Annotated in this window: 10 protein-coding genes; 8 read left to right on the top strand and 2 right to left on the bottom strand. The window is 63.7% G+C overall.

All coding sequences use genetic code 11. The features are described 5' to 3' along the window. Window positions 1-40 precede the first annotated feature (40 nt). The 3 genes from NJ69_RS18550 (at window position 41) to NJ69_RS18540 (ending at window position 4,654) form a co-directional block, all read left to right on the top strand. Window positions 41-2,095: a GGDEF domain-containing protein gene (locus NJ69_RS18550; protein WP_039582044.1), complete on the top strand. Its 2,055-nt coding sequence runs from the start codon at window positions 41-43 to the stop codon at window positions 2,093-2,095. Between the two features lie 87 nt (window positions 2,096-2,182). Beyond that, on the top strand, window positions 2,183-2,959 hold the full coding sequence (locus NJ69_RS18545) for an N-acetylmuramoyl-L-alanine amidase (RefSeq protein WP_029615141.1): 777 nt from the start codon (window positions 2,183-2,185) through the stop codon (window positions 2,957-2,959). 75 nt (window positions 2,960-3,034) lie between these two features. Next, window positions 3,035-4,654 carry an EAL domain-containing protein gene (locus NJ69_RS18540; RefSeq protein WP_039582042.1) on the top strand — a complete coding sequence of 540 codons (1,620 nt, stop codon included), beginning with the start codon at window positions 3,035-3,037 and terminating at the stop codon, window positions 4,652-4,654. 21 nt (window positions 4,655-4,675) lie between these two features. Here the strand turns inward: NJ69_RS18540 and NJ69_RS18535 are convergent, their stop codons facing one another. Then, entirely contained in the window at window positions 4,676-6,454 is a 1,779-nt protein-coding gene (locus NJ69_RS18535) for a KinB sensor domain-containing domain (protein ID WP_039582039.1), read from the bottom strand. Further along, window positions 6,451-7,797: a sigma-54-dependent response regulator transcription factor AlgB gene (gene algB / locus NJ69_RS18530; protein WP_039582036.1), complete on the bottom strand. Its 1,347-nt coding sequence runs from the start codon at window positions 7,795-7,797 to the stop codon at window positions 6,451-6,453. The genes NJ69_RS18535 and algB overlap by 4 nt, the downstream gene beginning before the upstream one ends. 212 nt (window positions 7,798-8,009) lie before the next feature. On the opposite strand from algB, the gene NJ69_RS18525 reads away from it, so the two are divergent. The 5 genes from NJ69_RS18525 (at window position 8,010) to gltP (ending at window position 12,038) form a co-directional block, all read left to right on the top strand. Then, entirely contained in the window at window positions 8,010-8,831 is an 822-nt protein-coding gene (locus tag NJ69_RS18525; RefSeq protein WP_039582034.1) for a BON domain-containing protein, read from the top strand. Between the two features lie 175 nt (window positions 8,832-9,006). Further along, entirely contained in the window at window positions 9,007-9,291 is a 285-nt protein-coding gene (locus NJ69_RS18520) for a hypothetical protein (protein ID WP_039582031.1), read from the top strand. Between the two features lie 52 nt (window positions 9,292-9,343). Further along, window positions 9,344-9,505, top strand: coding sequence for a DUF1328 domain-containing protein (locus NJ69_RS22500; protein WP_023532363.1), 162 nt, complete (start codon window positions 9,344-9,346; stop codon window positions 9,503-9,505). After that, complete coding sequence (locus NJ69_RS18510; RefSeq protein ID WP_039582025.1) at window positions 9,502-9,972, top strand: inhibitor of vertebrate lysozyme family protein; 471 nt, start codon at window positions 9,502-9,504, stop codon at window positions 9,970-9,972. Before NJ69_RS22500 ends, NJ69_RS18510 begins: the two co-directional genes overlap by 4 nt. Before the next feature lie 731 nt (window positions 9,973-10,703). After that, window positions 10,704-12,038, top strand: coding sequence for a glutamate/aspartate:proton symporter GltP (gene gltP / locus NJ69_RS18505; protein WP_029613190.1), 1,335 nt, complete (start codon window positions 10,704-10,706; stop codon window positions 12,036-12,038). Window positions 12,039-12,058: the final 20 nt, after the last annotated feature.

Below are 12,058 nucleotides of genomic sequence, written 5' to 3'. Positions count from 1 at the left end.
GTTACCCTTCCCCGATGCCATCACCGTTGCGGACCCAGGCATGACCGACGAAGCCGAGCGCTGGAAAGAAAAGTACCTCAAGAGCCTCGAGCAGCAGGAGAAGCTGGAGCGGCGCTGGGAAGCCCGCCTCGACCTGCTGCGCCGTGGCCTGGTACGCAGCACCCTGGCTGCCGAGGGCAGCGACAAGGTGGTCGACCAGTGCATGAAGGAAATGCGCGAGGTGATCCGCGGCGACAGCATGGACGCCGGACTGGCCGGCCTGATCCCGCGCCTGGAAACGGCGGTACTGGAGTCCGAACAGCGGCGCGAAACCCGCATGAACCAGGTCAGCGATGCGCTGACCTCGCTGGTCACCCAGTTGCAGGGCTTGGAACTCCCCGGCGATGTGTCCCGGCCGCTGAAAAAGCTGGCCAAGAAGCTCGATGGCGGCGTCAGCCAGTCGCGTGAATTGCCGCCGCTGCTCGGCGAGCTCAGCGGCTTGCAGGCCCAGGCGCTGTCGTCACTGCGCAAGGCCGGCGAGGACAGCCGCCCTGGCCTGTTCCAACGCCTGTTCGGTGGCCGGGACGAGAGCGCTGCAGCCGAGCCCGTAGAGCCGCAGGCGCAAACGCTGCGACCGCCTGCCGAAGCGGTGATCGCGTCCCGCTCGGACCCTGAGCCCGAGCCCGCCAGCCAGCCCGTTGCCGAACCCATCCTTGAGCCTGAGGCGCCCGTCCCGCCGCAGCCGATGCCGCCTGTTGTCGAGGCCAAGCCCGCCCGTGCCGAGCCTGAGTCCTTGGCCGAAGCGCGTGTCGAATCGCCTGCGCAAGCGCCTGCCGTGCTCCACCCCGATCAGCCTTTGCCGCCGTCGGTCGCAGCGGCCGAGCCTGTTGTCAGTGCCGAGCCTCAGGGCGAACCCGAATCCGTCGAGGTCGTTGCGCCCTGGGCGCCTGTCGAGACACTGGCGACCCCTGAGACGCCGCTTGAGGAGGATACGTCCGCCACCACCCCGCTGGCCGAAGGTGCGCTCGATGAAGACGCCACCTACGCCCTGCCCGATGCCGCGGAGCCGCCCTACAGCCAGGTTGCCGAGCATATCGAGCACACCCTGCTTGGCCTGCTCGACGACCTCAGCCTGCCGGAGCGGCATCAGGCCCAAGCCCTGGAGATGCGCGAGCGGGTTGCCCGCGGGCTGAACTGGTACGAGCTGATTCCCGTGCTGGACGATCTGGCGGTGCTGATGCTGGCGATCAACGACAGCGGCCAGCACGAGTTCGAGCGCTATCTGCAACAGATCAACGAGCGCCTGGAAAGCTTCCAGAGCCATTTGCAGGAGGCTAGCGCAGGGCACGCCGACAACAGCAGCGCCGCGCGCCAACTGGACGACCAACTGCGCGAGCAGGTCGACGGCCTGCAAAGCAGCGTGCAGGGTGCAGTCGACATGGACAGCCTCAAGCAGTTGCTGGACAGCCGCCTGGAGGGCCTGCTGGTCACCCTCGATCAGCACCAGCACGAACGCGACCGCCGCGAGCAGGCCCTGGCCGTGCGCTTGCAGGGCTTGGCCGAGCGCGTCAGCAGCATGGAGCAGGAGGCGCTCGGCTATCGCGAGCACCTCGAAGAGCAGCGGCAGAAGGCCCTGCTCGATCCGCTCACCGGATTGCCCAACCGCGCCGCCTGGGCCGAACAGGTCGAGCGCGAAGTCGGCCACTGGCAGTCCGAGGGCGGGCACCTGGCCATGGCCATCCTCGATCTCGACCACTTCAAGCGCATCAACGATGGCTACGGCCACTTGGCAGGCGACAAGGTACTGAAGATCGTCGCCGATCAACTGCGCAAACGCCTGCGCGGGCGTGACTTCATCGCCCGCTTCGGCGGCGAGGAGTTCGTTCTGCTGCTGCCGCAGAGCGCGCCGGAGGCGGCGTTGCAGGTGGTCGAGGGCTTGCGTGCGGCGGTCGCGGCCTGCCCGTTCCATTTCAAGGGCGAGCGCGTTGTGGTCACCACCTCCATCGGCCTTACTGCGCTGCGCTCGGGCGAACGCGGCGAGCAGGCACTCAAGCGTGCGGACGAGGCGCTGTACCGGGCCAAGAGCCAGGGCCGCAATCGGATCGAGCTGGGCTGACCGTCAGATCCAAGGTTTTCCTGACTGGGTAATCGCCAGCAGCTCGTTATACTGTATCGCTGACTGCCCTCATGACGTGCCCCGCCAATGAAAACCCTGATCACCACCCTGTTCCTCGTGCTCCTCACCGGCTGCTCCAGTGGCCTGCGCATCGACCGCAGCCACCCCTCGGCCAACCAGGACAGCCGCATCCAGTTCGTCGTCCTGCATTACACCAATGCTTCGCTGGAGCGCTCTCTGGCGCTGCTCACCCACGGTGAGGTCAGCAGTCATTACCTGGTTGGCGATGGCAATGCCACGGTCTATCAGTTGGTGGATGAAAACCGCCGCGCCTGGCATGCCGGCGAAAGCCAGTGGCAGGGCCGCACTTGGCTCAACTCCAGCTCCATCGGCATCGAGATCGTCAACCCTGGCTACACCGACACGCCGACCGGGCGTGTCTGGCACCCGTACAGCGAAGCGCAGATCCAGGCCGTGATCGCCCTGGTCAAGGACATCGTTCAGCGCAATGGCATCGCACCGCGCAACATCATCGGTCACAGCGACATCGCGCCGCTGCGCAAGCTCGATCCAGGGCCGATGTTCCCTTGGAAGCGCCTGGCCGATGCCGGGCTCGGCATCTGGCCGAATGCCAATGCGGTGGCACGTCAGCAAGTGTATTTCGAAGCCAACCCGCCCAGTGCGCTGTGGTATCAGCAGCAGTTGGCACGGTTTGGCTACGCCATCGAGCAGACCGGCGAGCTGGATGTCGCCACCCGCCACGTGATCGGCGCCTTCCAGATGCGTTTCCGCCCGCAGTTGTTCGACGGCACGCCCGATGCGCAGACAGCCGCGATGCTGCAGGTGCTCAATACCCAGCGTTGAGCCGGCAGGCTAAATCGTCACGAGCCAACTCACCATCCAGTTGCTATACCTTGGTTATTCAACTGGATGCCGCGCATGCCCTTGTTCATCGCCACCGTGCGTCAAATTATCTGCAGTCCCTGGTTGCAGGCGGTACTGGTGGCGCTGGCCAGCGCCAGCGTGCTGCTGGCGGCCAGCGTCGGCGTGTCGGTGCAACAAGCCAGGCAGCATGAAAGCGCGCAGATGAACGCGCGCGGCGAGCGCTTCCTGGAGCGCCTCGAGCAAATCTTCGGGCAGTTGCGCGAGGGCGTCGATCATTTGCAGGCGGTCGCCAGCCGCCAATGCGATGCGCCCATGCGCCAGGCCCTGCGTGAGGTGGGGTTGAACTATCGCTTCGTCTACGAGGCGGTCTATCTCGACGGAGCCGTCGCGTGCTCGAGCCGAGGTGGCGGCCAGGTCATCCGACCTGATCGCGCTCCGGATATCCATGGCCCCACCTACAGTTACTGGCTCAATACCTCCGCCGAACCCAACGACAACCTCGCCGCGCTGGTACTGGGGCGAGGTTCGTTTCTGGTCTCGACCTCGCGCGGACACCTGGCTGACGCGGTGGACCTGCCGCAGGGCGGCAGCCTGCTGGTGGTGCTCGATGGCGGCCGGCGCGCCATCCCGGTCCTGGGCCCGCCGCAGCCCTGGCCCCCGACGCCCGACTGGCCACCGCCCTCGCCCAAGGCCCTGCTCGAACTGAGTGATCGCCTGATTTACCGCATGCCCACCCAGTTTCCCGACTATCAACTCGTGCTCATCGTGCCCCGGCAGAGCCTGCCCCTGCCGGGCGACACGTTGCTGTGGCTGATGATCGGCGCCAGCCTGCTGTTGGCCAGCCTGCTGGGATGGCTGACGCTGCGCCTGATTCGTCGCCGCCGCTCATTGGGCGCGAAGCTGCGCAAGGCCTTGCGGCGCGGTGAGTTACAAGTGCTGTACCAGCCGATCTTCGAGCTCGACAGCCGCCGCTGTGTGGGCGCCGAAGCGCTGGTGCGCTGGCGGCGTGCGGACGGCAGCCTGACCAGCCCCGAGCTGTTCATTCCGCTGGCCGAGGACACCGGGCAGATCCAGCAGATCACCGACTTCGTGCTGCAGCGTGTGCTGGAGCAACTGAGCCCGCTGCTGCGGGCTCATCGTCATTTGTACATTTCGATCAACCTCGCCGCCTGCGACGTCATGCTGCCGCGCATCGGTCATGTCGCCGCGCGGCTACTGGCCCAGCACCGTGTACCCGCGCAGCAACTCGCGTTCGAAGTCACCGAGCGCAGCCTGGTCGATGTGGTCGCTGCGCGCGATACCTTGCAGGCCCTGCGCGCAGCGGGTCACCAGATCCTGATCGACGACTTCGGCACCGGCTATTGCAGCCTGTCGTACTTGCAGACCCTGCCGGTGGATGGCCTGAAGATCGACAAGGCCTTCATCGAGGGGCTCGGCCAGGACACGAGCAGTGGTGCCATCGCTCCGCACATCATCCGCATGGCCCATGACCTGCACTTGCGGGTGATCGCCGAAGGGATCGAGTCGGAAGCGCAGGCGGCGTTGCTGGCCCTGGAGGGGGTCAAGCATGGACAAGGATGGTTGTTCGCCCATCCGCTGAGCGCCCGGGAGCTGATCGACTCGATCGGCCTCGGGCGTCGAGTGCAGCCGCGCTGGCGCAAGGCCAAGCCCTGAACGGCCAGCCTGCGCTCGTCCTCAGACCGGCAGCGCCATGTAGAACTGCGTGCCCTGCCCTGGCCGTGAGAACACGCCCATGCGCCCGCCATGCAGTTGCACGATCTCTTTGCACAGCGCCAGGCCCAGGCCGGCGCCACCTTTCTTGCGCCCGACCTGCACGAACGGTTCGAAAATCCGTCCCTGTTGGCCGTAGGCGATGCCCTCGCCATCGTCCTCGACACTGACGATGACGCGCTCGGCATGTCGCCGTGCATGCAGGCGGATGTGACCGCCGCTGGCGGTGTGGCGGATGGCGTTGTGCAATAGGTTGTCCAGCACCCGGTCCAGTTGCGCGGCGTCGGCCTGGATGCGCGGCAAGGGTTGCTCGAGCTCGCTGACCAGCTCGATCTGTTTGTCCGCGGCCGATTCGGCGAAGCGCGCCTGCGCCCGCTCGAGCAGTTCGTCGATGGCGCAGGGCGCCAGCTCCAGCTTCTGCAAGCCGTTCTGGTAGCGGGAGAAGTTGAGCAGGTCGTTGATCAGTTGGGTCAGGCGCTGCATTTCTTCGCCGATGGTGTCGAGCAGGTCGTGCTCGCGGGCCTCGGGTGGGAACTTGACCCGCTCGCGCAACAGGCCGAAGGCCATGTGCATGCCGGTAACCGGTGTGCGCAACTCATGTGAGGCGCGCAGGACGAACTCGCTGCGCACGCGCTCGAAGGCGCGCTGCTCGGTGACGTCGTGCAGCACCATCACTGCGCCCAGGATCGGTCCTTGAGGGTGGCTGACCGGGGTCAGGCTGAAGGTCAGCAGCCGGGTTTCTTCGTCGATCTCGATGCTCAGGTCTTCCGGCGCACGGTCCAGGCTGCCGCCGCGCAGGACCTGGCGTATCTGCTGCTCCAGCTCAGGTCGATTGAGTGCTTCGGCCAGGCTGCTGCCGACCCGCGAAGCGTCCCAGCCCAACTGGCGCTGAGCGACCGGGTTGAGGTGCTCCAGACGGCCCTGGCGATCGATGATCAGCAGGCCGTCGTCGATGCTGTCGAGCACTGCCTGCAAGCGCTGCTGCCCGGCCAGCAGTTCGTCGACATTAGTGGCCTGGTGCTTGCGCAGGGCGTCGGCCATCAGGCCGAAGCGGCGTGTCAGCAGGCTGAGCTCATTGGCTTGAGTGATCGGCAGGGTCACCTCGAAGTTGCCCTGGCCGACCTGGTCGGCGGCCTTGGCCAGCGCCTCGATCGGCTGGCCGAAGCGACGCGCCAGGTTGTGCGCGGTGACGAAGCCCAGCACCACCACCGTCAGCCCCATCAGGCCGAGCACTCCGCTGACCAGCAATGCGCGCTCGCGGGTGTGCTCTTCACTGCGGGCGATCTGCTCCAGTGCCTGGCGATGCGAGTCGATCAGGTCGTTGCGCACCTGGTTGAAGGCGGCGCCCAGTGGGTTATCCAGGCCCATGCTGCGCCACGGCTCTGGGCTGTCGCGGTAGGCCCGGAGAAAGCTTGGGTAGTGGCTCTGCGCCTTGCCAAAGCCCGTGCGCTCGCCGCCCTGCTCCAGACCGTTCGCCAACAGCGTGCTGAAGCTGTCCTGCAGGTGGGTCAGGCTTTTCGGATCGGTCTGCGGGTCAAGGATCAGCGTTAGCTGCTCACCCAGGTTCTGCCGCAGCTTCAGGCCGATTTCCAGGGTGTGATTGGTCTCGCGCACCATCTGCTGCTGCACCGAGGCCATCTGCAGCACGCTGATCAGCCCCAGTGCCAGGCCCAGCAGCGCGACGGTCACCAGCGCCGAAAGGCTGAGGAACAGCCGCGTGCGCAGCTTCATGTGCCACTTCACAGGTTGTACTGCTTGCGTTTGCGGTACAGCGTCGAGGCGTCGATGCCGAGCGTCTTGGCGGCTTGGTCGAGGGTGTCGCTGGCGGCCAGCACTGCACCGATGTGCGCGCGTTCCAGCTCGTCCAGGCTCAGGGCTGCGCCGACCCGTGGGGCGTTGCCGGTGGGTTGCTCGCCCATGCCCAGGTGGGTGATTTCCACGCGCTCCTGCGGGCAGATGATGCTGGCGCGTTCGATCACGTTGCGCAGTTCGCGGATGTTGCCGGGCCAGCGGTAATTGAGCAGTGCCGAGCGGGCTTCGTCGCTGAAGCCGCGGGCCGGACGCGAGTATTCCTTGACGAAGCGCGCCAGGAAACGGTCGGCCAGGGTGAGGATGTCTTCGCTGCGCTCGCGCAGGGGCGGCAGGTGCAACGTGATGACGTTGAGGCGGTACAGCAGGTCTTCGCGGAAGCGACTCTCGCGCACCATTTCCTCGAGGTTGAGGTTGGTTGCCGCCAGGATGCGCACATCGGCGCGACGGGTGACCGGATCGCCCACCCGCTCGTATTCCTTGTCCTGAATGAAGCGCAGCAGCTTGGGTTGCAGGGTCAGCGGGAAGTCGCCGATCTCGTCCAGGAACAAGGTGCCGCCATCGGCCTGGTTGACCCGTCCAAGGGTGCTCTCGCTGGCGCCGGTAAAGGCCCCGCGGGTGTGACCGAACAGTTCGCTCTCCATCAGCTCGGCGTTGAGCGACGGGCAGTTGATGGTGACGCAGGCCTTGCGTGCGCGTTTGCTCCAGCCGTGGATGGCGCGGGCCAACTCGCCCTTGCCGGTACCCGACTCGCCGAGGATAAGAATGTTGGCATCAGTGGTGGCCACCTGCCGTGCGGTTTCCAGCACCGCCATCATTTGTGGACTGTGCGAATCCAGGCCGTCCTTGGGTTTGCGCACTTCGCCTTCGAGCGCTTCCAGTCGAGCCGACAACTGCCGCACCTCCAACTGCTTGGCGGTGGCCAAGCGCAGTTGATCGGGGCTGCAGGGCTTGACCAGGTAATCGGCGGCGCCAGCCTGGATGGCGTCCACCGCGGTGTCGATCGCCGAGTGTGCGGTGACGATGACGACCCGCATCCATGGCGCCTGGATACGCATTTGCGCCAGCACATCCAGGCCATTGTCTTCACCCAGGCGCAGGTCGAGGAAGCACAGATCGAACACCTGGCGCTGCAGCAGTGTCTCTGCCTGGGCAGCACTGTTGGCCGTGGCGACGTTGTAGCCCTCGTCTTCGAGGCAGTAACGGAAGGTACGCAGGATCGCGGACTCGTCGTCCACCAGCAGAATGCGGCCTTGGTTATCCTGGGCTGATTCCATTTTTCCTGCGCTCCTGTGGGAATGATCTGGGTTAGTGTCGGAAAAATCGGGCAAGTTGCATGGTCGATTCTGAAGGATTACGCCCTATGCATGCTAGCTGTTGCCTAGGTTATTGGTTAACCAATTGAAATAGTTAGGTTTTTTACGCTTTTTCAGCCTGGCATGCAGGTTGCGATGAGCGTGGGATTTGTCACGAATAAAGGAGTAGCCCAATGTCTTTGTTCTCGCGTCATACCGTCCTGGCCGCCAGCCTGTTGTTGGCAGCGGTCCCCGCCTTTGCCGATTCCGTACAGGACGCTCGCCTGGAGGGCGCGGTGCAGACAGCGGTGTCCCTTAACAAACTGCTCAACCCGTTCCGCATCGAAGTCCAGGTCGAGGGCGCCCAGGCCCGCCTTAGTGGCGAAGTGGAAAACCCGGTCGAGCGTGATCTGGCAGAGCGCGTGGCCCTGGCTACCCGGGGTATCGAGCGGGTGGACAACCAGCTACAGGTCAATCCGCAACTGGCCGAGCGACCGCTGGAATTGCGGGCCTATGCCCAGCGCCTGGAAGACGCCACCCTCACCTCCGTCATTCGCGCTCGGCTGTTGTGGAGCCGGGTAACCGAGAAGGCGTCGATCGAGGTCGAGAGCCGCGAGGGCGTGGTGACCATGCGTGGGCGAGTGGACAACGTCGAGGCCAAGGAACAGGCCGGGGTGATCGCCCGAACGACCGAGGGTGTGTATCTGGTCAATAACCTGATCAGCCTGGACTCGGCCGCGATGGCGCTGGCCCGCGACAAGCCAGTGACCGCGCCGAGCGGGCCGCAGCCCAGCGATGCCTGGATCATCGACAAGGTGCAAAGCAGCTTGCGCTTCAGTCGCAACCTGGACGGCCCGAATATAAAGGTGGCGAGCCAGGACGGCATGGTGCGCTTGTCCGGTGAAGTGGTGAGTAATGAACAGAAGTCCATCGCGGTGCAGATCGCCGGGCAGATCCTGGGCGTTCGTGGGGTCGACGCCGATCTCTTGAAGGTCGCCAGCAAGGTCGAGGGGTGATCGTGCAAAACGCACGGGCTGCACGACGTCATCGTGCAGGATACGTTCCCCAGTGGTTTTGATTTATTTGTTAAGTCATTGATTAATAAGGTTTTTTATTTGATTAAAAACCTGGCATGCAGGCTGCAATACCTACTGCAAGAGTTGGATAACAACATTTGCAGGAGTCGCCGGCATGAATCGCCAATCCGTCAATCGTTCGCAGGTCGCCGCGTTGTCCGTACACCCGATGGTGTATCTGGTTGTGGCTCTGGTACTGACCCTGGCTGCCGGCCTGTTCTACCACAGCGTGCAGACCGCACGTCTGGCCGATCAGGTGGCTGCGCAAACAGCGCTGCTGGCGCAACTTCGCACCACCCACGCCAACACCTTGGTTCGAGCCGCTCAACCGCTGCCGGCGACCAATGCCTCGCCGGCCACGGTCGAGCGCATCGTTCCACAAGAGCGCTGGGTGTTCTGACGGCACACCGATTCAACCCTGGAAAGAATCCCGAAAAGAAAGGAGAAACACCATGCTGAGCTGGGCTATCACATTCCTGATCATCGCTATCGTCGCCGCAGTGCTGGGCTTCGGTGGTATCGCCGGCGCCGCGACCGGTATCGCCAAGATCCTGTTCATCGTGTTCCTGGTGCTGTTCGTCGCTTCCTTCTTCTTCGGACGCGGACGTCGATGAAACAGATGCTCCGCAATGTTCTGGCCACCGCCCTGCTGCTGGGCGGTGCGACCGGGGCGCTGGCAGGTAATGACGGTCAGATGCGAGTGGGCCAGCTGCTAGGGTCTGACGAGCAGTATCGGCAGGCTTGGCAGAAGGCGATCAAAGGAGAGGAGCGGTTGCCCGAATGGGTGATCAACCTCAGCGGCAGCTCGAATGAGCAGATGTCCGCCGTCACCGAGGACGGTGACAAGTACATGGTCGGGCCGCTCTGCGAGTCCGAGACCAACTGCAAGTACAAGCGTTTGATCGTGGCGTTCAGCTGGGACAAGGACGATGCCTACGCAATGTTGGTCGAAGTGCCCGAAGGCCTGCCTTCGGACAAGTCGCCAACGCGGCATGCTGATTACCGCTGGCTGGGTAAACCGAACGAAGGCATGCAGCAGTTGCTCAAGGAGCAGCTCAAGAGTGACCCGAACTGGTACTGACCAGCGGTCGTCGTTTGTAATCAGATGGAAGCTTGCAGCCTTCAAGCTTGCGGCTTCCATGATGCGCGGCGCCGATGAGGGGCTGCACATGACCAGGGGGCCGGGCCGCTTTGATCGATTCAGGGTCGGAGTGGCCTAGGGGTACAGGGAGTACCCCCGATGAGGGCCGGGTCAGGAGCGACAGCATCGGAAGATCCAGGTCAGTGCGGGCACATGCAGACCCGCAACGCTGACCTGGCTTCCGGAGCGTCCACTGATCGTTTGAAACGCTGCTTTACGCAATTTCCCGCCGAGACACATTTTGTCTCAACCGTATGTCGAAAAAAAACCTGCGCTTCGGTTCTGCCAGTGGACCGTGAAAGTGCCCATTCGGATTGTCGAACACCCTCCTTTTAGCGCTCTGCGCCTCTGGTCATTTCGGCCGTGAAATGGCACGTCGGTCGTGTTCGGAAAACCGAATACGGGGATTTTTCAGTGGCTGTATTGGCCGAAATAGCCGCTTCTGTTATGCCGATTCGGCATGGGGTAGTCGTTTACGGCATTAGACTGGCCCGGCCCTCGTCGCAATAGTTGCGCCTTTTTCGCAAGCCCGAGCGTTCTTTCGCTCGCTGGCGGCGGCCTTCCAAGCGGGTCGCCGGACGGAAGCCCATCGCTGGCCGTTTCATTGCCGAAGGCTCTGGGACGCGCTTTATAGTCGGGCAACCCAAGACCACTACAACAAAGGTAATGACATGAAGAAGGCAAAACTGAGCCTCGCCTGGCAGATCGTGATCGGTCTGGTACTGGGCGTTGCAGTCGGCGCGCTACTGAATCATTTCAGTGCAGAAAAGGCATGGTGGATCAGCAACGTCCTTCAGCCCGCCGGCGACATCTTCATTCGCCTGATCAAGATGATCGTCGTCCCGATCGTGATCTCGTCGCTGATCGTGGGTATCGCCGGGGTTGGCGATGCGAAGAAACTGGGCAGCATCGGCCTGAAGACCATCCTCTACTTCGAAGTGGTGACCACGATCGCAATCGTGGTGGGCCTGGTCATGGCCAACGTGTTCCATCCGGGTGCCGGCATCGACATGAGCACCCTCGGTACCGTCGATATTTCCAAATACCAGGCCACGGCGGCCGAGGTGCAGCATGAGCATGCGTTCATCGAAACCCTGCTCAACCTGATCCCGTCGAACATCTTCGCCGCGCTGATGCGTGGTGAAATGCTGCCGATCATCTTCTTCTCGGTGATGTTCGGCATGGGGCTGTCGTCGCTCAATGCCGAGCTGCGCGAGCCGCTGGTGCGGACCTTCCAGGGCGTGTCGGAGACCATGTTCAAGGTCACCCACATGATCATGAACTACGCGCCGATCGGTGTGTTCGCCCTGATCGCCGCCACGGTCGCCAACTTCGGCTTCGCCTCGCTGCTGCCGCTGGCCAAGCTGGTGCTGCTGGTATACTTCGCCATCGCCTTCTTCGCCTTCATGGTGCTGGGTCTGGTGGCGCGGGTGTTCGGCTTCTCGATCATCAAGATCATGCGCATCATGAAAGACGAGCTGATCCTCGCCTACTCCACGTCCAGCTCCGAGACCGTGCTGCCACGGGTGATCGAGAAGATGGAGAAGTACGGCGCGCCGAAGTCGATCTGCTCGTTCGTGGTGCCCACCGGCTACTCGTTCAACCTCGACGGCTCGACCCTGTACCAGAGCATCGCGGCAATCTTCATCGCCCAGCTGTATGGCATCGACCTGTCCATCGGCCAGCAACTGATGCTGGTGCTGACCCTGATGGTCACCTCCAAAGGCATCGCCGGTGTGCCGGGCGTGTCCTTCGTGGTGTTGCTGGCGACCTTGGGCAGCGTGGGTATTCCGCTGGAAGGCCTGGCGTTCATCGCTGGTGTCGACCGCATCATGGACATGGCCCGTACCGCCCTGAACGTGGTGGGCAACGCCCTGGCCGCGGTGGTGATCGCCAAGTGGCAGGGGATGTACGACAGCGCCAAGGGCGAGGCGTACTACAACTCGCTGTTCCAGGCCGGCGCCAAGCCACACGCCGTGGCGACGGGCAAGACCGTCAACCAGTAAACCTGGCGTTGCACCCAAGA

The organism is Pseudomonas parafulva (assembly GCF_000800255.1).
GTDB classification, from domain to species: Bacteria; Pseudomonadota; Gammaproteobacteria; order Pseudomonadales; family Pseudomonadaceae; genus Aquipseudomonas; species Aquipseudomonas boreofloridensis.
This window is presented reverse-complemented; position numbering and strand designations above follow the sequence as displayed.